The 21,123-nt window shown below is 63.3% G+C and carries 10 protein-coding genes; 4 read left to right on the forward strand and 6 right to left on the reverse strand.

Annotation, left to right across the window (positions count from 1 at the left end; all coding sequences use genetic code 11):
• Positions 1 to 603 precede the first annotated feature (603 nt).
• From gspE to QRN33_RS03640, 4 genes are all read left to right on the forward strand, one after another.
• A complete protein-coding gene (gene gspE, locus QRN33_RS03625) occupies positions 604 to 2,010 on the forward strand; it encodes a type II secretion system ATPase GspE (RefSeq protein ID WP_285407122.1) in 1,407 nt (468 codons plus the stop codon).
• Positions 2,010 to 3,221 (forward strand): type II secretion system inner membrane protein GspF, encoded by a 1,212-nt coding sequence (gene gspF / locus QRN33_RS03630; RefSeq protein WP_285407124.1) that lies wholly within the window; start codon positions 2,010 to 2,012, stop codon positions 3,219 to 3,221. Before gspE ends, gspF begins: the two co-directional genes overlap by 1 nt.
• Positions 3,222 to 3,659: 438 nt before the next feature.
• Positions 3,660 to 4,766, forward strand: coding sequence for a substrate-binding domain-containing protein (locus tag QRN33_RS03635; RefSeq protein ID WP_285407126.1), 1,107 nt, complete (start codon positions 3,660 to 3,662; stop codon positions 4,764 to 4,766).
• A 192-nt stretch (positions 4,767 to 4,958) separates the two neighbouring features.
• Entirely contained in the window at positions 4,959 to 17,444 is a 12,486-nt protein-coding gene (locus tag QRN33_RS03640; RefSeq protein ID WP_285407128.1) for a filamentous hemagglutinin family protein, read from the forward strand.
• Positions 17,445 to 17,501: 57 nt separating this feature from the next.
• Here QRN33_RS03640 and QRN33_RS03645 read toward each other — a convergent pair whose 3' ends face one another.
• The 6 genes from QRN33_RS03645 to QRN33_RS03670 all read right to left on the reverse strand — a co-directional run bounded on the left by QRN33_RS03645 (position 17,502) and on the right by QRN33_RS03670 (position 20,952).
• The gene (locus tag QRN33_RS03645) at positions 17,502 to 17,780 is read right to left on the reverse strand and encodes a type II toxin-antitoxin system RelE/ParE family toxin (RefSeq protein WP_350310276.1); all 279 of its coding nucleotides are present in this window, start codon (positions 17,778 to 17,780) and stop codon (positions 17,502 to 17,504) included.
• Complete coding sequence (gene relB / locus QRN33_RS03650; RefSeq protein ID WP_285407130.1) at positions 17,761 to 17,955, reverse strand: type II toxin-antitoxin system RelB family antitoxin; 195 nt, start codon at positions 17,953 to 17,955, stop codon at positions 17,761 to 17,763. The genes QRN33_RS03645 and relB (QRN33_RS03650) overlap by 20 nt, the downstream gene beginning before the upstream one ends.
• A 291-nt stretch (positions 17,956 to 18,246) precedes the next feature.
• The gene (locus QRN33_RS03655; RefSeq protein WP_285407132.1) at positions 18,247 to 18,558 is read right to left on the reverse strand and encodes a type II toxin-antitoxin system RelE/ParE family toxin; all 312 of its coding nucleotides are present in this window, start codon (positions 18,556 to 18,558) and stop codon (positions 18,247 to 18,249) included.
• Entirely contained in the window at positions 18,521 to 18,715 is a 195-nt protein-coding gene (gene relB / locus QRN33_RS03660; protein WP_116657815.1) for a type II toxin-antitoxin system RelB family antitoxin, read from the reverse strand. Before relB (QRN33_RS03660) ends, QRN33_RS03655 begins: the two co-directional genes overlap by 38 nt.
• 230 nt (positions 18,716 to 18,945) lie before the next feature.
• The gene (locus QRN33_RS03665) at positions 18,946 to 19,164 is read right to left on the reverse strand and encodes a hypothetical protein (protein WP_042606898.1); all 219 of its coding nucleotides are present in this window, start codon (positions 19,162 to 19,164) and stop codon (positions 18,946 to 18,948) included.
• A 108-nt stretch (positions 19,165 to 19,272) separates the two neighbouring features.
• Positions 19,273 to 20,952: an MFS transporter gene (locus QRN33_RS03670; protein ID WP_285407139.1), complete on the reverse strand. Its 1,680-nt coding sequence runs from the start codon at positions 20,950 to 20,952 to the stop codon at positions 19,273 to 19,275.
• Positions 20,953 to 21,123: the final 171 nt, after the last annotated feature.

The following is a 21,123-nucleotide window of genomic DNA, read 5'->3' on the forward strand; positions in this document are numbered from 1 at the left end:
CGGGTTTGGGGCTGCTGCGCAGCCCAGCGGGAGCAAGCTCCCTCGCCACAGGGGGGGTGTGGGCATCTGGGACGGGTGGTCTCTGCTTCGGTCTTCGCTGTTCAACAGTGCCCACCCCCCTGAGCCCAATGATGACTGTGGCGAGGGAGCTTGCTCCCGCTCGGGGGCGAAGCCGCCGCAAGTCCGCTGTGCTCGGTACATCTGAAAAAACCGGTTTGCCGGGTTGGGGTCTGCTGCGCAGCCCAGCGGGAGCAAGCTCCCTCGCCACTGGGGGGATGTGGGCGTTTGGGAGGGATGGGCTCTGCTTCGGTCTTCGCTGTTCAACAGTGCCCACGCCTCTGAGCCGAATGCTGACTGTGGCGAGGGAGCTTGCTCCCGCTCGGGGGCGCAGCCGCCGCAAGTCCGCTGTGCTCGGTGTATCTGAAAAAACCGGTTTGCCGGGTTTGGGTCTGCTGCGCAGCCCAGCGGGAGCAAGCTCCCTCGCCACAGGGGGGATGTGCGCTTTTGGGAGTGGTGGGCTCTGCTTCGGTCTAGCAATTCAGTGCTCGGGCTCCCTAGCCACACGGATGAGGTGCAGCTGTGGGTCCTTGGGAGAAGTGTTTCGTGAGTAGATTGCCTTATGCCTGGGCCAAGGCGCAGCGGATTCTGCTGCGTGACGATGTGCTGACGGTGTGCCCGTCGACGCCCGGTTGGTCGATCAGTGAAGTGCGCCGGCAGTTCGGTGCGACGCAGGTCGAGCGGGTGCGCGATGATGAGCTCGACGGTTTGCTCGCCAGCGCTTACGCCGACACCGGCAGTGCGGCGGCGGTGGTCGGCGCGGCCGAGAACGAGGTCGATCTCGATCGGCTGATGCAGGACATGCCGGAAATCACCGACCTGCTCGACACCCAGGACGGCGCGCCGGTAATTCGCATGATCAACGCCTTGCTCACTCAGGCCGCGCGCGACGAGGCCAGCGACATTCATATCGAGCCGTTCGAGACCCATTCGGTGGTGCGCTACCGCGTCGACGGCACCCTGCGTGACGTGGTCTCGCCGCGCAAGGCGTTGCACGGTGCGCTGGTGTCGCGGATCAAGATCATGGCCCAGCTCGACATCGCCGAAAAACGCCTGCCGCAGGACGGGCGGATCGCTTTGCGCGTAGCGGGGCGGCCGATCGATATTCGCGTTTCAACGGTGCCCACCGGCCACGGCGAACGTGTGGTGATGCGCCTGCTCGACAAACAGGCCGGGCGCCTGCAGCTGGAAACCCTCGGCATGGACGCACAGGTGCTGGCCAGACTCGACCACCTGATCCGCCAGCCCCACGGCATCGTGCTGGTCACCGGGCCGACCGGCAGCGGCAAGACCACCAGCCTCTACGCGGCGCTGGCGCGTCTGGATGCGAGCACCAGCAACATCCTCACCGTAGAAGATCCGGTGGAATACGACCTGCCGGGGATCAGCCAGATTCAGGTCAACGCCAAGATCGACATGACCTTTGCCCTCGCGCTGCGGGCGATTCTGCGCCAAGACCCGGACATCATCATGATCGGCGAGATCCGCGACCTCGAAACCGCACAAATCGCCGTGCAGGCCTCGCTCACCGGGCATCTGGTGCTGGCGACGCTGCACACCAACGACGCGGTGTCGGCGGTCAATCGTCTGATCGACATGGGTGTCGAACCGTTCTTGCTCGCGTCATCAATGCTTGGCGTCCTTGCGCAACGTTTGGTCCGACGCCTGTGCAATCAGTGCAAACAGGAAGACCCGGCCACCCCCGGCACCTGGCGCCCGGTCGGCTGCGCGGCGTGCAACCACACCGGTTACAGCGGCCGCACCGGCATCCACGAATTGTTCTGCATCGACGATGACATCCGCACGCTGATTCACCAAGGGGCAGGGGAGCAGGCCTTGCGCGCGGCGGCGTCGAAAGCGGGGATGTTCAGCCTGCGCGAGGACGGTGAACGCTGGATTCGCAGCGGTGCCACCGCGCCGGAAGAAATCCTTCGTGTGACACGGGACGCCTGATGAATCGCTATCGTTTTGAAGCGGCGGATGCCACGGGAAAAATCGAGTCCGGGCACCTTGAGGCGGACAGCCAGAGTGCTGCGTTCAGTGCCTTGCGCGGGCGCGGTTTGACGGCATTGTCGGTGCACGAAGAAAGCAACGTTGCCCGACACGGTGGCGGTGGTTTGTTCAGCGCCAAACTCTCCGACAACGACCTCGCCTGGGCCACGCGGCAACTGGCGAGCCTGCTCGGTGCCAGTCTGCCGCTGGAAGCAGCGCTGAGTGCCACGGTCGAGCAGGCCGAAAAAAAGCACATAGCCCAGACCCTCAGCGCCGTACGCGCCGATGTGCGCAGCGGCATGCGTCTGGCTGAATCGCTGGCGTCGCGGCCACGGGATTTCCCCGAGATCTACCGCGCGCTGATTGCCGCCGGCGAAGAGTCCGGCGATCTGGCGCAGGTGATGGAACGGCTGGCCGATTACATCGAGGAACGCAACAACCTGCGCGGCAAGATTCTTACTGCGTTCATCTATCCGGGCGTGGTCGGGCTGGTGTCGATCGGCATTGTGATTTTCCTCCTCAGCTACGTGGTGCCGCAGGTGGTCAGTGCTTTTTCCCAGGCGCGGCAGGATTTACCCGGTTTGACGCTGGCGATGCTCACAGCGAGTGATTTCATTCGCGCCTGGGGCTGGTTGTGCGCAGCGATCATGGCCGGGGCGTTCTGGAGTTGGCGTTTGTACTTGCGCAATCCGACAGCGCGGTTGAGCTGGCATCACCGGGTGCTGAAATTGCCGCTGTTCGGGCGTTTCATTCTCGGCCTGAACACCGCGCGATTCGCATCTACGCTGGCAATTCTCGGCGGCGCCGGGGTGCCGCTGTTGCGTGCACTGGAAGCGGCACGGCAGACCCTGTCCAACGACCGCTTGAGCCTGAGCGTCAGCGAGGCCACGGCGAAAGTGCGCGAAGGCGTCAACCTCGCCGCCGCGTTGCGGGTGGAGAATGTGTTCCCGCCGGTGCTGATTCACCTGATCGCCAGCGGCGAGAAAACCGGCTCGCTGCCGCCGATGCTTGAGCGCGCGGCGCAGACCCTATCGCGGGATATCGAACGACGGGCGATGGGCATGACCGCGTTGCTCGAGCCGCTGATGATTGTGGTGATGGGCGGGGTGGTGCTGGTGATTGTGATGGCGGTGTTGTTGCCGATTATTGAGATCAACCAACTTGTGCAATAGGCAGAATCGGTTGTGGCTGGACTGGCCCTATCGCGAGCAGGCTCACTCCTACAATTTGGAAAGCGTTCCCCTGTAGGAGCGAGCCTGCTCGCGAAAGCGCCAGTAGCGACACGAAAAAACTCAAATATTTTTCACCAGCCTCAGCACCACCCGAGCGCCAATCCGACCATCCTCGGGTTCTCCATTCTGTCATCTGCAACGACCCGCCACCGCCTCCAGCCCGATTCAGCCAAACCCACGATCCAGACGCCCCGCGATACCCCGCGAACACCCGAGAAATCCACACAAGAATCCCCGCGCAGCTCCCGAGGTTTTTTCCTTTATCTGTCACCGGAAGCTGCGAATTTCTCCCTGCGGCTCCACCACGGTGGACCCTCCCGGTGTCATGCAAGCCTTCCGAAACCTGTGTTCCAAACCAAGTTGAAAAGGAGATTCTTCATGTTCAAGCGCACTCTGATCGCCGCCTCACTGACCGTCGCCGCTCTGGCTTCCGCCCAGGCCATGGCCGCCAACGTTACCGGTGGTGGCGCGACGCTGCCCGCCGCGCTGTACAAAGGTTCTGCCAACAGCATCCTGCCAGCCAACTTCAGCTACCTGGGCACCGGTAGCGGCACTGGCAAGAGCGCTTTCCTGACCAACAACTCGGCACTGTTCAACACCACCGGCACCGTACACTTCGCCGGTAGCGATTCGGTACTGAGCACCGCTGAGCTGAGCACTTACACCAGCAACTTCGGCACTGCGTACGGCCCGCTGATCCAGCTGCCATCGGTAGCCACTTCGGTTGCCGTGCCATACAAAAAGTCCGGTCAGACCGCTTTGAACCTGACCAGCGCGCAACTGTGCGACGCGTTCTCCGGCACCAAGACCACCTGGGGTCAATTGCTCGGCACCGCTGACACCACGCCGATCCGCATCGTTTACCGCAGCACTTCCAGCGGCACCACGGAAATCTTCAGCCGTCACCTGGCGTCGATCTGCCCAACCAAGTTCGCCACCAACTCGACGTTCACCAATGCGCGCCTGCCAGCCGGTTCTGCATTGCCTTCGAACTGGGTAGGCGTTGCCGATACCGCCAACGTAGCGCCAACCGTAAACCTGGTTGACGGTTCGCTCGGTTATGTCGGTCCGGACGGTGTTGCCGCCGCCAACAACGCGGTGGTCGCTCGCGTCAACGGCGTGCAGCCAACTCAGGCCAACGTAACGGCGGCGCTGTCGACCGCCGCTCTGCCGACTGATCCGACCAAACCTGAGCAGTGGGCTCCGGTGGTCGCCAACCCGGCCAGCGGTTACCCGATCTCCGCCTACACCAACCTGATCCTGGGCCAGTGCTACAAGGATGCGACTGTGGCCGCTGACGTCAAAGCGTTCCTGACTACCCACTACAGCGTGCCGGGCAACGCCGCCGCAACCCTCGCGCACGGCTTCAGCATCGTGCCAACCAACTGGAAGAACGCGATTACCGCCAACTTCGTCAGCAACACTTCGGGCAACAAGCTGGACATCAACAACGCCAGCGTGTGCAACGCCATCGGCCGCCCATAAGCCTGCAGTTTCACCCGGTAACACGAATGGCAGCCCGTTTTCGGGCTGCCATTTTTTTTGCCTTGGGGCGCCGTTACTCCTCATTCATGAAGTTTGTGTGACATCTGTTCGGTCGTGGCCGGCGACAACCGCCTACGTCCTGACAGCAGGTTGTTGCCGATCTGCGGCTTATCAGAAAAGGATCTTGTCGTGATGCTTGTTCGCCCGTCCCGTCGTCGTAACAACGCCCCCTCGTCCCAACGAGAAACCGCTGACCCGGCGCTGTGGCTGCTCAAGCCGCTGGCGCAGGCTGTGGCGTTGTGTCTGGTGGCTGGCAGCGCGCACGCACAAACGGCATTCAGCTCGGGCTGGTTTGCCGCCAAGGGTGCCGCCCAGCAAAGCGCAGCGGCGCGACCGAATGCGGGCGGGTTGCCGGGCATGGCGCCGCCGCTGGCACAGCAGCAGAAAGCAACTCAGCAGTTGCAACGCTCGATTCAGACGTTGAACAACACGGTGGCCGCGATCGCCGCGCAACAGGCTGCGCAGGCGGCCGGTCGGGCGACTGCGTTGGGTTCGGTGCAGTTCGTCCCGGACGGTCTCGGCGAGGGCGGTCTGAAGGTCGACAACAGCCTGACGCAGGGTTGGCAGAACGCCAAAGGCCCGCAGCAGACCCAGGCTGATGGCAAGACCCAGGTGCGTATCGAGCAGACGGCGGACAAGGCGATTCTCAATTGGGAAACCTTCAACGTCGGCCGTAACACCACCGTCGAATTTGCCCAGCAGGCGAATTGGGCGGTTCTGAACCGGGTCAACGATCCGACGGCGCGGGCGAGTCAGATTCAGGGCCAGATCAAGGGCGACGGCACGGTGATGCTGATCAACCGCAACGGCATCGTTTTCAGCGGCAGCAGCCAGGTCAACGTACGCAATCTGGTCGCCGCCGCTGCCAATATCACCGACATTCAATTTAGCGAGCGTGGGCTGTATGTCGACAGCAGCGCCAGTCAACCGACCTTCACCGACGCCGCTGGCAAGGTACTGGTGGAGCGCGGCGCCACGATTGCAACCCACAAGCCCGGCAAGTCCACCGATGCCGGCGGCTATGCCTTGCTGCTCGGCAACGAAGTGCAGAACGACGGCAGCATCAGCACCGCCAAAGGCCAGACCGTGCTTGGCGCGGGCGATCGTTTTTATATCCGCAAAGGCTCGGGTACCGAGGGCAACGGTTTTTCCACGACGTTCGGTAACGAGGTGGTTCCTGGCTTCAACGCCGATTCCGCCGCCGGCAAAGTCAGTAACCAGGGCTTGATTCAGGCAGCAACCGGCGACATCACCCTGACCGGGCATGACGTGCAGCAAAACGGCGTGGCGCTGGCCAGCACTTCGGTGGCCACGCGCGGCACCGTGCATTTGCTCAACCCGGCAAGTGACAGCACCGGCAGTGTCACGCTGGGGCAGGGCAGTGCCACGGCCATTCTGCTCGACAGCAGCGACCTGACGGCGCTCGACAGCCAGCACCTGGCGGCGCTGACCGGGGTCAACGCCAACAACAGAATCCGCAGCGATCAGTCGCGCATCGACATTCAGAGTGGCGGCAGCGTCGAGTTCCAGCAGGGTTCGATCACCCTCGCGACCGGTGGTCAGGTCGCGTTGACAGCGGGGCGTCGCAGCGTGGTGCGCGACGGCGCGATGATCGATGTGTCGGGGGCCATTGGCGTGAAAGTCGCGATGGAAAACAACAGCATCAAGATCAACGTGCAAGGCAACGAGCAGCGTGATGCGTCGGTCAATCGGGAAAAAGGTGCGCTCAACAGCAACGATATCTGGGTCGACGTGCGTGAACTGGTGCATGTGCCGGCCGGCACCAATGGTTATGCGACGGATCGCTGGTACACGGCGGGCGGATTGCTCGAAGTGGGCGGCTACCTTGGCACCCAGGGTCACGGCATCGGCGAGTGGATGGCGCAGGGCGGCACGCTGAGCTTCGCTGGCAATGATGTGGTCACCGAGAAAGGTTCGCTGATCAATCTGTCGGGCGGCACGCTCGATGTGCAAAGCGGCGAGATTCGCCAGAGCTGGCTGCGCGGCGCGGATGGCAAGTTGTACGAGGTGTCCCGCGCACCGGGAGACCTGCTCTACACAGGGTTGTACAAAGGCTACGAGGACAGCAGCGCACGCTGGGGCCAAAGCCACTATTACTACAGCCCGTTGATCGCGCCGGGCAGTCGTCGGGAATCCGGCTACACCGTGGGCCGCGATGCCGGTCAGTTGGTGATTGCCACCGGTAATGCCGTACTTGAGGGGCAGATGCTCGGTGAGGTCTATCAGGGCGAGCGGCAGACCCAGGCACCGCGTGCGGTCGTCGATGGCTACGCGCAGAGCCAGACCGCGCTGGCCCGGCGTGGGCAATTGATCGTCGGCAGTTATGACCCGGCGTATATCGCGTCGGCCGGGGGCTTGTTGTACAGCCTCAACCCGTTGCTCGATCAGGTGCAGCTCGGCGGCGAGCGCCCGGTCGATGCCGGTGATACCGGACTTGCCGGGGCAGTTGCCGAGGCGCGCCAGGGCAAGTTGTATCTCGACACCGCGCAGCTCGACAGCTGGCTTCCGGGGGCAGTGAAAATTGCTGCGAGAGACCGCATTGAGGTCAACGATGCACTCAGCGTGGATGCCGGTGGCGACATCACCCTGTACGCGCCGGATGTGCAGGTCAACGCCGACCTGACCGCACGCGGCGGCAGCCTGCAACTGGGCAACGTGCTCAATCAACTGTTGTCGACCACCCGCACCGACACGCTGATCACCGCGCAAGCGGGCAAGCCGACGCAAGTTTCGCTCGGCGACGGCGTGCGCCTCGACACCCGCGGGCTGTGGAGCAACCTGCGCACCAACCCGGATGACAGCGCCAGCCTGGCCTATGTGAACGCTGGCCGCGTCGCGATTCGCAGCAGTGGTGATATCGAGATCGGCAGTGGCAGCCTGCTCGACGCGTCTTCCGGCGGTGCGGTGTTGGTCAACGGCAAGACACGTGGCGGCAAGGGCGGGGATGTGACGCTGGAGTCCAACGCCATCACCGCGCCGGGCGCCACGCATCTGCGTCTCGACGGCGACATTCGTGGTTATGGCGTGACGGGCGGCGGCACCTTGACGATTCAGGCCGGCAAAGTGCTGATCGGCCAGACCGACCAGGCGCTGGCCGATGACACGCTGCAATTGAATTCGAATCTGTTCAATAAAGGTTTCGCCGCTTACAGCGTCATCGGCCTGAAGGGGCTGGACCTTGCCGACGGTGCGGCGCTCGATGTAACGATGCCGGTGTACCGCTTTGCCGAGGCGGCTGCCAGCCAGGCCAGCGGTGCCGATCCGCGCTCGGCACTGCAATTGTGGACCCCGGACTTGTACCAGCAGGATCCGCTCGAGGGCGTGCTGACCCAGCGCGCGGGCGCCAGTCTTGCGTTGCAGGCCGGCGCCAGCCGGATCGGCTTGATCGACCCGACTACCAGCGCCCTGACGCTGGGCCAGCGCTCGCGGATCACTGTCGACCCCGGCCAGCGCATCGACCTGCGCGGCGGCGGGCAAATCACCGTCAACGGCGAACTGAATGCCTGGGGCGGTTCCATCGACATTCGCCAGCAGCAGTTTGCCGCGATCAACCCGGCAACCTTCGGCGACAACCTTGGCCCGCAGGCTCATGATCGCTCGATCTGGATCGGTGAACAGGCAGTGCTCGATGTTGCCGGTCGATCGGCTACGGCCAGCGATGTGCTGGGGCGTACCTACGGCAAGGTCGACAAGGGCGGCAGCATCGTCATTGGCGGCGAGATCAATGCGCAACAGGCCACGGCGACGGCGGCGGATGCCTACATCATCCTGCGCGAGGGCGCGCGGCTGGAGGCCAGCGGCACCGAGGCGGTGATCGATGTCGTGGGGCAAGGTCAGACCCGAGTCGCCAGCGACGGTGGCCGGATCAGTCTGAGTTCCTACAACGGTCTGTACATCGATGGGCAGCTTCAGGCTGCGGCGGGTGGTGCAACGGCTGCAGGCGGGCAGTTGGAGATTGCGCTGGATACGCCGCTGTACCTGCTGTCGGCAGCGCAGAACACGGCGCGCCGTCCGCGTGAAATCGTCATCGGTCAGCAAGCGCAGGCCGCGTTGCTGCCGGATGATTTGCAGCCAGGCGCTGCCGATGACGGCTTGCATTATGGCCAGGCACGTCTGAGCGCCGACCGCTTGATGTCCGGCGGTTTCGACAATCTGAGTCTGTTCAGCAACGGCCTGTTGTCATTCGATGGCGATGTCGATCTGCACATGAAGCAGAGCCTGAATGTGTATGCCGGTGCGTTGTCGCTGGCAGAAAATTCGCCGGACGCCTCACGTATCAATCTGACGGCGCCGTACATTCGCCTGTCCGGCATCGGCACGTATTTTTCCATCCCCGGTTCGATTCGTCCGCAAGTGCTCAACAGCCCGACCCCGGCGTTGTCGTCCGCGCAATTCACAGCGTCGGCGGATTTGCTCGATGTGGCCAACAGCCTGTCTTTCGGCGCCAAGGGCTCGATCGCGCAATTGAATGCGCCGGCCAGCGAGGTCAGCCGACGCGGCTTCGAACAGGTGGCGCTGGACAGCCGTGGCGACCTGCGTTTCCTCGCGCCGGCCGACAAAAGCAAAACGCAGTTGTGGACGGCGGGCGACTTGAATCTCACGGCAGCGCAGATCTATCCCGCCAGCGGCGTTACCGCCGAAGTGCGCGTCGGCTATCAGGACGGCACTGACGACCCGGTGCACACCCTGCGCGTCGCTCAGAACGGGCCGGCACCGGTCGCGCTGCCTTACTCGGTGTTTGGCAGCCTGTCGCTGATCGCCGGCCACATCGAGCAGGGCGGCACGCTGCGCGCACCACTTGGCGCGATCAGCCTGGGCGATGATATTTTCACCAAGACCCGCGAGCTGAACCTGCTACCGGGCAGTGTTACATCGGTCAGCGGCGCCGGTCTGCTCATGCCTTATGGCGGCACCACCGATGGCATCGACTATCGCTATGACGGCGCGTCGGTGGTGTTGCAGGGCATCGCCGGTGGGCCCGCAGGCGTCACGCTGAAATCGCAATATGTCGATGTGCAGAGCGGCGCGGTTATCGATCTGTCCGGTGGTGGTGATCTGCGCGGCGCCGGGTTTGTCTCGGGACGCGGCGGTTCCACCGATGCCCGTTTCAACCCACTGGTGCGCAATGCCGCCGACGGCACTTTCAGTCTGCCGGGGCTGGCCAGCAACCCGGTCTATGCGATCGTGCCGGGCAACCAGAGCGCCTACGCGCCGATGCTGGGGGAGGCGGGTGCGGTCGATCCGCGTATTGGTCAGCAGGTGACGATTGGCGTCGGCGTGCCGGGCCTGGCGGCTGGCACCTACACGCTGCTGCCCTCGACCTTTGCCTTGCTGCCCGGCGCGTTTCGGGTCGAGGTCAATGGTCAGGTTGCGCAAAGTCTCACGGGCGCCGCGCAGCAAATGCGCAACGGCTCATGGAGCAGTGCCGGGCAGATGTCGATCGCCAACACCGGCGTGCGCGACAGTATCGCCAGCCAGCTCATCATCACTTCGGCCGACGTGCTGCGCCGTTATTCGCAGTACAACGAAACCAGCTTCACCGACTTCGTGCGCAGTGACGCCGCGCGGCGTGGCGTGCCGCGAGCGCTGGCGCCGATGGACGGCAAAACCCTCAACCTGCTATTGCTTCAGGGCGGCGAGCGCGACAGTGCCGTGGATTTCAATGGCCAGGTCCTGTTCAAGCCGACCGCAGGCGGCATGACCGGTGGCGCGGTGGTTCGCGGCGGCGCCGACGAGATTGAAGTGCTCGGTGCCGGACACCAGCGCAGCGCCGGTTTCAGCGGCGTTTCGTTGTATGCCGAGACCCTGAACAGGCTCAACGCCGGGCGCTTGACCCTCGGTGCACAGCCAACCGTGCAGTACGCCACGGCTGGCAATATCATCTCGTTCGAGGGCGCCATGTCGGCGATCACCTTGCGCGAAGGGGCGATTCTGTCGGCCCCCGAGGTGGTCTTGCGGACCAACACAGCGCGCGGTGGCATCACGGTGGAAGCCGGCGCCGGGATCAACACGCTCGGCCGTGGTGAGGTGTCGTACGACTCTTCGGCCGGCTATATCTATCAGCCGGGCGCGGCGAGCCTGTTGCTCGCGTCCAACGGCTGGACCAATGTCCTTGCGCCGGAAGTGAACGACAGCACGGCGGCCGGGACAATTCGCATCGGCACTTGCCTGGCGCAGGTGTGCAAGGCGCCGGCGCTGCTGTATTCGGCCGGTAGCATCACCGCCGCCACTGACAAACAGTTCGAACTCGGCGAGTCGGTACGCTTCGGCACCCGCCACCTGACCCTGGCCGTGGGCAATGTGAATGCCGGCAGTGCCCAGGCGCTAGCCGCAGCGGGCGAGCGCGTGCCGGCGGGGCTGACCCTCAGTCAGAACGTGCTCGACCGGCTGCTGCAGGGCGACACGCAGTACGGCGCTCCCGCACTGGAAACCCTGAGCCTGACCGCCCGCGACGCTTTCAATTTCTTCGGCAGTCTGTCCCTCGATACGCTGGACCGGCAGACCGGCCAGAGCCGATTGCAGAATCTGATTCTGACCACGCCGGCCATTTACGGTCAGGGCGAGGCTACTGACGTGGCCACCCTCCGTACTGCGCGGCTCACCTGGAACGGCGCCCCGCAGCGCCCCGGCAGTGTCGTCAGCCTGGGGGCTGGCACCGGGGCGGGCACACTGGACATCCAGGCGCAGCGCATCGAATTCGGTTACGGCCCGAACCCGCAAGCCAGCGGCCTGGATCAGAACGATCGCCTTGCGCTGGGGTTTGCCAACGTCAACCTGAGCGCCAGCGAGCGCATCACCGCCAACCATAAGGGCAGCCTCGCGGTGTATCAGCAACAGGGCGCGTACGACCCGGTCAACGGCTACGCCTACAGCGGCGGCAATCTGACCCTGCGCACGCCTTTGCTCACGGGCGAAGCGGCTTCGGTCAACGCCTTCAGGGCCGGCAACGATCTGCTCCTGACCGGTAGCGGCGGCCAGGCATCGGCCGATGCGCTGGGCGCCGAGCTGACGCTCGCGGCGCGCAATGTCGTGATCGATGGGCGCATCGCTTTGGCCAGCGGCAAATTGACAGTCAAGGCAGAGGACGACCTGACGCTGACCAGCAACGCAGGGCTGGATCTGGCCGGTCGCACGTTGGTCTTCAACGATGTCAACAAATACAGCTGGGGCGGTGATGTGGCGTTGTTCAGCCACAACGGCAATATCCGCCAGGCCGCTGGCTCGCGAATCGATCTGTCGGCGCAGAACCATCAGGCGGGCAGCCTCAGCGCAGTGGCGCTGGCGGCCGACGCCGGGGTAGTCGACCTGCAAGGCGAGATCCTTGGCGCCAGCGGCGGTTATTACGACGCCGGCGGCACGCTGGTGCCGTACAAGGCCGGCGGCGTGGATATCCGGGCGCAAAGCCTGGGCGGCGAGCTGAGCGAGCAATTCGCCGCGCTCAACCAGCGCTTGAACGCCGGCAAAGTGTTCGGCAGCCGCAGCTTCCAGCTCAAGCAGGGTGATCTGCTCATTGGCGATGGACTCAGGGCCGGTGAGGTCAATGTCTCGGTGGACAATGGCAGCCTCACCGTGGCCGGCGTGATTGACGCCAGTGGCGAGCGGGTCGGCAACATTCGTCTGTCGGCGAAAAACGGTCTGACAGTGGCCGGCAATGCGCTGCTCGATGCTCACGGCCGGGTGCTGCGGGTCGACAGCTACGGCAAGATCATCGACGCACCGAACCGCGCCATGGTCGAACTCAACGCCGGGGACGGCACGCTGACTCTCGCTTCCGGTGCCCGTATCGATCTGCGCCACGGCACCGATGCGCCGGTCGGCAATCTGCCAGGGCAGAACGATGGTCTGCCGCGCGGCACGCTTGAGCTCAATGCGCCGCGTCTGGGCAGCAACGACATCGCCATCGACGCCAGCGGTACGCTAACCGTGCAAGGCGCACGCTCCATCGGTCTCAACGGTGTGCGCCGCTACAGCGATGCCCGCGACGGCGTTGATCAGGCCGCCAGTGGCCGGCCGTATCAAGTGATCGATCAGGCGCTGTTCGATCGCATCGATGTCGACAGCACCTACTTCATTGATGCCGCGCTGGCCAACACCGATCTGCTGCAACGCAAACTCGCGGGCCTGAACAATTCCACCTATGCCGATGCGTTCCATCTGCGTCCGGGGGTCGAGATCGTCAGCAACCGCAGCGATGGCGATCTGCTGGTTGAGGGTGATATCGACCTGTCACGTTATCGCTATGCGAGCCTCAATCCGCACACGCAGAAGACCGCGGCTTACGGCTCCGGCGAATCCGGCAGCCTGGTCATGCGCGCCGGTGGCAATCTCGTTATCCATGGCAGTCTCAACGACGGTTTCGCGCCGCCGCCGGAAACGGTCGATGACGCCGGCTGGAAACTGCTGCCGGGGGTACAGCCGTTTGGCGGCGACCTGATCGTGCCCGGCAGCGGCGTGACTCTGGCCGAAGGTACGCAATTTCCCTCGGGCACGACACTGAACTACGACCTGCCGATTCAGGCCAGCACGTTAGCCAGCGGCACAGTGCTGCCCACTGACGGGACGCTGGCCGAGGCTTACACAATCAGCGCCGGAACCGTGCTGGCGGGTGCGATCCACGATGCGTCGGGCAATTTGTTGTACGCCGCCGGCACCTTGCTGCGCGACAGCGTCAGTCTGCCTGCCGGCAGCCGCTTGGGCGCTGGCACTCGCTTGAGCAACGCCACGGCGCTGCAAGCGATGCTCTGGCCCAAGGGTGTGCCACTGCCCGGCGCGCTGGGTGCCGACAACACCACCGTCGGCGTCAGGTTGAGCGGCGCACTGGCGCTGTTGCGCGGGTCGCTGATTCCGTCGATGACCGACGTGGTCCTGGCCGACGGCACTGCGTTTATCGAGCTGCGTGGTTACAGTAACGCCACCCAGCAGGGCAGCAACTGGGCGGTGGCGAGCCTGCTGCCATCGGGCAGTGCCTCGTGGTCGATGCGCGTGGTGGCCGGCGCCGATCTGGCGGCGGCCGATACCCGCGCGGTGAAACCGTTGACCAGCGACGGTGATCTGCGTCTGGCCGACACCCATTACGGTTTGAAAGTCGTCGAGAAACAACTCGATACCGTCTGGGCTGAGGGCAACCCTATGGGTTACCCGGCGGGCGATGTGGTCAGCGCCGACGACCTGTACCTGTGCGATATCCTGCCGGGCGCCTGCATCGCACCGGCCAAGTTCCTCTGGGCCCCGGACAACATCGCCGGCATGCCGGCGGGTACGCCGGTCACCGATGACGAGATGTTCTGGTGCGACGCCGATCCTGCGTCCTGCGCGCCAAACAAGGGCGGCATCACGGTTTCTCCGCACACGCAGATGTTCAGCGTGCTGCGCACCGGCACTGGTGATCTCGACCTGCTGGCGGCCGGCAATCTGAGCATGGACTCGCCGTTCGGTGTGTACACCGCCGGCACCCAGGCCAGCGATGTCGATCCGCGTTTCAATCAGCCGCGCGGCCGCCTGACCGACAACGGCAGCGTATTGGGCAGCGGCGGCGCCGACTATGAAAAGTGGGTGGATGGCGGTGCCGACAGTCTCTACCAGGCCTGGTATCCGACGCTTGGCGGCAATCTCACTGTCCATGCCGGCGGGTCGCTTTCCGGCGATACGGTTGGCCGTCGCGCCGTCAACTCGCAAGCCGACCTTCGCGAACAGGTCGCCAGTGTCTCGGTGGGCAACTGGCTGTGGCGCCAGGGCAGTGGCAACGCTGACATGCCCACCGCGTGGTGGATCAATTTCGGCAGCTATGCGACCCAACCGCTGCCGGATCAAAGTGTCGATACCGGGCCTTATCTGGTGGGCTTCACCGGATTTGGCACGCTGGGTGGCGGCAATATCAGCCTGCGCGCCGGTGGCGATGCCGGCATGCTCAAGACGCTCGGCGACACGCAGTTCAATCCGCGCAGTCAGGGCTTGATCATTGCGGTGGGCAGTACCGGGCGAGTCGCCAGCGACGGCAGCCTGCAACTGACCGGCGGCGGCGACATGGACATTCGCATCGGCGGTACGCTCAACCCATCGTTGCAGGCTCGGGCAGGGCAGAACGGCATTTCGGTACCGCGCCATGACCTGCAAGGCGCATTGATCAACCTGCGCGGTGCGGCCGAGATGAACAGTGCCGCGCTGGGCGGCATCAACTTGCAGTACGGCGCGTCAGCCGCCCTGCAGGACCCGCGCGAAGTACGTGCCTACGATCCGTTCACGGCAACGGTTGGCAATGCCGGCGGAGGCCTGGCGCTGATCCCTGGCGACTCGGGGATGCGTTTGAGCACACGCGGCGATCTGGTGCTGGGCGGCGCGGCGGATCCAGGTCGGGTGCGCTTGCAGAACTCCACGCCGTTCACCGATCGTGACGGCGTCGAGCATGCCGGCGGCGGCTTGAGCAGTTTTTCGCTGTGGACCGATCACACCGCCATTGAGCTGTTTTCCGCTGGCGGCAATCTCGCGCCAAGTACCCAGATGGCCGAGTTCTACAACGGCCAATTGGTCACCGGCAGCAACACGGCGCCGACGGATGGCCGCTTTGTCTATCCGTCGATCCTGCGCGCAGTCGCGGCACAGGGTTCGATCTATGCCGGCCCGTCCGCCGCCTACAATCAGGCGAGCGCCTATCCATTGCTCGCATATTCGCTGCTGTTGGCGCCGTCCAACCGAGGGCAGCTGGAGCTGCTGGCCGGTGACTCGATCTATGCCGGCGGCTATGCCATCAATCAGTCCGGGGCGAACTTGTCGGCCATTGCTACACCGTTTGCTCCAGCCTTCAACGGTTTTGCCAGCAGTACCTCCGGCAGGCCACTTGTGAGCAACTACAGCAGCGATGGCACGCAGGCCAATAAAAATCTGCGTTACCCGCTGTTTGCCTTCGGTGCAGACACGTATTCCTCCGCCAGCGCAGTGCAGGCGCCGGCGCGTTTCTATGCGTTGAGTGGTGATCTGGTGGGTGTTCGCAGTGGCGAGACGCTGAGCTTTTCACCGTCGAACCAGACCTGGTACGAAGCCGCCGGCCCGGTGTGGATGCTGGCAGGGCGCGACATTGTCGCCTCCGGCACTTTCCTCGGCCAGCCATCGACCGTGGCCGATGACATTGGCAGCGGCGCCAATGCGGCGACGTCTACCGGTAATCTGTTCATCCATAACGATCCCCGGGATGTGTCACGGGTCTCAGCGGGGCGGGACATTCTTTACAGCAGCTTTGACATCGCCGGTCCCGGCCTGCTGGACATCAATGCCGGGCGCAACATTCTCATGGAGGACCGCGCCAGTGTGACCAGCCTCGGGCCGATTGCCGCAGGCGATAACCGACCGGGCGCCAGTGTTGTGCTGCAAGCAGGCGCGGACGTGCAGGGGCCGGATTATTCACGCTTCATCGCGCGGTACCTGAATCCGCAAAACGTCGCGGACTCCGCTGTGGCCCTCAGCGCGCAACCGGGCAAAGTGGTCAAGACCTACGTCGAAGAACTGCAGAGCTGGCTGAGCCTGGGTTATGGCTTCAAGGGTAGCGACGAACAGGCGCAAGCCTTCTACGCCACACTGCCGAGTACCGAGCAGGCGATCTTCGCCCGCCAGGTGTACTTCGCCGAACTGCGCGCCGGCGGCCTGGAATACACCGATGCCGATGGCCCGCGCACCGGCAGTTACCTGCGCGGTCGCAACGCCATTGCGGCGCTGTTCCCGACCACCGATGTGGCCGGCAATCCGATTCGCTACGACGGCGATATCACCCTGTACGGCGGCGCCGGGGTCAAGACGCTGTTTGGCGGCGATATCCAGATGCTCACGCCGGGCGGTGGCCAGGTGTTCGGCATCGAAGGCGCGGCGCCGCCGTCGACAGCGGGGATCATCACCCAGGGCTCGGGCGACATTCAGTTGTACTCGCAGGGCAGCATTCTGCTCGGCCAGAGCCGGATCATGACCACCTTCGGCGGCTCGATTCTCGGCTGGTCCGCCGAGGGCGACATCAACGCCGGTCGCGGCTCGAAAACCACCGTGGTCTACACACCGCCAAAACGTGTGTACGACACCTGGGGCAACGTCACGCTGTCGCCGTCGGTGCCGAGCACTGGCGCCGGTATCGCCACGCTCAACCCGATCGCCGAGGTGGCACCGGGCAACATCGACCTGATCGCGCCACTGGGTACCATCGATGCCGGCGAGGCGGGGATTCGCGTCTCCGGCAACGTCAACATCGCCGCGCTGACGGTGGTCAACGCCGCGAACATTTCCGTGCAAGGCAAAGCGACCGGCGTGCCAGTGGTGTCGGCGGTCAACACCGGCGCAATTACCTCGGCCAGTTCGGCGGCTACCTCGGCGACCCAGGCTGCGGAAGACGTCGCCCGTCAGCAACAGGCAGCGGCGCGGCAGAACCAGGCCTCGGTGTTCACTGTGCAGGTGCTCAGCTTCGGCAATGAGCAACTGGCACCAACGCGCGATGGTGCCAGCCGAGCGCCGACGACGGGCTACAACCCGGACAGCCCGGTGCAGGTACTCGGCGCCGGGGCGCTGGATGAACAGGCGAAGCAGCAGCTGACCGAGGAGGAGCGTGGGCAGCTGACGTTGTAAAAGGACTCTCGTGCAGTACGTTTGGGCGGCCGGTTGGCCGCCTTTTTTTATGAGTGGTTATGGATATTTTTTACGGGCGTGCAATACGGTCAGAATATTGATCTGGTCTGTCACCCGATAGACCAGTAAAAAATTCGAGTTAATGACCATTTCGCGAGTGCCCGGTATTCGGCCGGAGCGGAAACCATGCGGTATCCAGGAAAGCCTTCGCGCTGCCGCGCTGAGCTTTTGGTGCAGTGCAACTGAAGCGACAGTGTTGCGTTGTTCAACGTATTCGATGATGTCAGCCAGATCTCCAGGAGACGGTTTGCTCCAGTTAACCGGCAGCGCGTCGATTCTTGCGCCTCTCTTCCAGCATCTGGCCTAGCAGCACCATTGCCTCGTCGTGGGGAACAGGCGGGTGTGGATCATCAAGTGCGGCTTGTACCTTGGCCCGATACCAACGGTCATAGCTCGCAGCCTCTTCTTCGGTTTCGAAGTCTGAAACGATAAGTGAAAGTTCAGCGCTCATCATGACCTCCATGATCAATGTGAAGCAGTCTAAGGGGGATGTGGCTCGTTGTCGTCACTGGCAGGACGAGGGACTCATCATCTCCAAACAGACGATTCAAATCTGTCAGACGCTTCGCTTGTGATGCACGTGAAGTCGATCAGGGGTGTAGTTCGATTCTGTAGGAAATCAGTTTTGGCGATCGGGCTGACAGCTTCCAAATATGGCTCGGCGCCAACCCATGTCCTCATGTTGTCTTCGGCGGCTCGATTCTCGGCTCCTACCCCGAGGGCGGCCGGTTGGCCGCCTTTTTTAGAGTGAATGGCTTCGGGGATATTTTTGTCGAGCGTGAAGTACCCTCAGAATTTGGATACCCCCGTTCACCCCATAAACCAGAAGATAGTTAGGATGGATCACCATTTCGCGAGTGCCAGGCACCCGACCGGATCGGTAGCCGTAGGGGATGGAAGAAAGTTTTTGCGCTGCGGCTCCCGCTTTGCGTCGCAATGAAACCGATGCACCGGAATTGTATTGGTCGATGTACTCAAAGATGTCAGCCAGTTGACGAATAGCCTTGTAGCTCCATTTAACCTGCAGCGCGGCGCTTCCTGCGGTTTTTTTCAATCATCTGGTCGAGCATCACCATGGCTTCCGCATGGGGAACGCCCGGATGCGGATCATCAAGTGCTTCCTGGACCTGCGCACGAAACCAAAGGTCGTAATCCGCAGCCTCTTCTTCAGTTTCGAAGTCTGAAACGATAAGTGAAAGTTCAGCGCTCATCATGACCTCCATGATCAATGTGAAGCAGTCTAAGGGGATGTGGGCTCGTTGTCGTCACTGGCAGGACGAGGGACTCATCATCTCCAAACAGACGATTCAAATCTGTCAGACGCTTCGCTTCTGATGCACGTGAAGTCGATCAGGGGTGTAGTTCGATTCTGTAGGAAATCAGCTTTCGGTCATTGGACTGACAGCCGCCGCTCAAAGCAGCGGCCACAGCCACGCTGCACTCAGTTGCCGTCCGCCACCTTGCGCTCGATCTCGTCGACCTTACGCTGCAATTCTTCGGCCTCCTGTTCTTTGACCCGAGTGGAGGAAGGCGTAATGACCTTGTCCACGCCTTCGGTTTTGCCGTCGCGGTCCTGCAGGTCGCGTTCGACCACGTTCACCGGTTTGCCGCTGGCATCGGTGGGCGGGGCGTTGGGGGTTTTGTCGTCGTTGGGATTCATGGCGCTGGCCTCCTGTGGGTGTTCACATTGGAGACAGCGCGGCGGCAGACGTTCGAATTTTTTCAGGGCCACGGCCCTCTCCAGCAGGAGAGGGCACAGTGGCGATTTTCAGTCCTTGAGAATGTCGCGGTCCTTGGTTTCCGGGAGGAAGAAGGTGCCGAGTATCGCCGTCGCGACTGCAATTACGATCGGGTACCACAGCCCGTAGTAGATATCGCCGGTGGCCGCGACCATGGCGAAGGCCACGGTCGGCAGGAAGCCACCGAACCAGCCGTTGCCGATGTGGTAGGGCAGCGACATCGAGGTGTAGCGGATGCGCGTCGGGAACAGTTCGACCAGCCACGCGGCGATCGGGCCATACACCATGGTCACGTAGATCACCAGCACGGTCAGCAGGAGGAGCATCATCGGGTAGTTGATTTTCGCCGGGTCGGCTTTTTCCGGGTAACCGGCGTCTTTCAGCGCCGCGGCGAGGTTGGCGGTGAAGGCGTCGTTGCGGGTCTTGAAGTCGGCGGCGGTGAGGGCGCTGCCTTCGAAGCTCTCGACGACGCGGTCACCGATGCGCACCTGCGCGACGGTGTTCGGTTCGGCGGCGACGTTCTCGTACGGGATCGCGCGTTTCGCCAGCAGGGTTTTCGCCAGGTCGCAGGAACTGGTGAACTTGGCCTTGCCCACCGGATCGAACTGGAACGAACACTGATCAGGGTTGGCGATCACCTTGACCGGATTTTTCTCCTGGGCGACGAACACGTCCGGGTTGCCGTACTGGGTCAGCGCATGAAAGATCGGAAAGTAGGTCAGTGCCGCCAGTAGGCATCCGGCCATGATGATCGGCTTGCGCCCGATGCGATCGGACAGGCTGCCGAAAATCACGAAGAACGGTGTGCCGATCAACAGCGAACCGGCGATCAGCAGGTTGGCGGTCTGCGCGTCGATCTTCAGGGTTTGCAACAGGAAGAACAGCGCATAGAACTGCCCGGTGTACCAGACCACCGCTTGCCCGGCGGTACCGCCAAGCAGCGACATGATCACCACTTTGAGGTTGTCCCAACGCGCAAAGGATTCGGTCAGCGGCGCCTTCGAGGCCTTGCCTTCGTCCTTCATTTTCTGGAACACCGGCGACTCGCTCAGTTGCAGGCGGATGTACACCGACACGGCCAGCAGAATGATCGACAGCAGAAACGGAATCCGCCAGCCCCACGCCTCGAACGCTTCGGTGCCCAGCGCCGTGCGGCAGGCGAGAATCACCAGCAGCGACATGAACAGACCGAGGGTGGCGGTGGTTTGAATCCACGAAGTGAAAAAGCCGCGCCGGTTGCGTGGTGCATGCTCGGCCACGTAGGTCGCGGCCCCGCCGTATTCCCCGCCCAGCGCCAGGCCTTGCAGCAGACGCAGGGTGATCAGGATGACCGGTGCGGCAACGCCGATGGTCGCATAGCCGGGCAGCAGACCGACAATCGCCGTCGACACCCCCATGATCACGATGGTGATCAAGAATGTGTGCTTGCGCCCGATCATGTCGCCGAGTCGCCCGAAGACGATGGCGCCGAACGGCCGCACTGCGAACCCGGCGGCGAACGCCAGCAGGGCAAAGATGAATGCAGTGGTTTCGTTGACACCGGCGAAGAAGTGCTTGGCGATGATTGCCGCCAGTGAGCCGTAGAGGTAAAAGTCGTACCACTCGAAAACCGTGCCCAGCGAGGAAGCGAAGATGACCTTGCGCTCCTCCCTGGTGATGCCGCCGCTGCGGGGCGGTGTGCCGGTGGATGCTGTGTCGATTGTGGCCATGGGTGTTCTCCGTCGTGCTTATTGTTGTAGGCCGGAGTCCCCCGTTACTGCCTGTCGCACTCTGGCCCGTTGGCATCTGCCGCCGTTGCTCTAGCGTGAAGCTTGCACAGTCTGACCGCCTCGCAGGGTTGCAAGGTTTCCTGAAGCATAATCAGCTTTTGGCGAATATCC

This window comes from Pseudomonas sp. FR229a (assembly GCF_030209115.1).
Classification (GTDB): Bacteria; Pseudomonadota; Gammaproteobacteria; order Pseudomonadales; family Pseudomonadaceae; genus Aquipseudomonas; species Aquipseudomonas moraviensis_A.

Coding starts and splice junctions, on each gene's coding strand:
- gspF (WP_285407124.1), top strand. CDS start 2,010: ATGAATCGCTATCGTTTTGAAGCGGCGGATGCCACGGGAAAAATCGAG.
- QRN33_RS03635 (WP_285407126.1), top strand. CDS start 3,660: ATGTTCAAGCGCACTCTGATCGCCGCCTCACTGACCGTCGCCGCTCTG.
- QRN33_RS03640 (WP_285407128.1), top strand. CDS start 4,959: ATGCTTGTTCGCCCGTCCCGTCGTCGTAACAACGCCCCCTCGTCCCAA.
- relB (WP_285407130.1), bottom strand. CDS start 17,955: ATGAGCGCTGAACTTTCACTTATCGTTTCAGACTTCGAAACCGAAGAA.
- relB (WP_116657815.1), bottom strand. CDS start 18,715: ATGAGCGCTGAACTTTCACTTATCGTTTCAGACTTCGAAACTGAAGAA.
- QRN33_RS03665 (WP_042606898.1), bottom strand. CDS start 19,164: ATGAATCCCAACGACGACAAAACCCCCAACGCCCCGCCCACCGATGCC.
- QRN33_RS03670 (WP_285407139.1), bottom strand. CDS start 20,952: ATGGCCACAATCGACACAGCATCCACCGGCACACCGCCCCGCAGCGGC.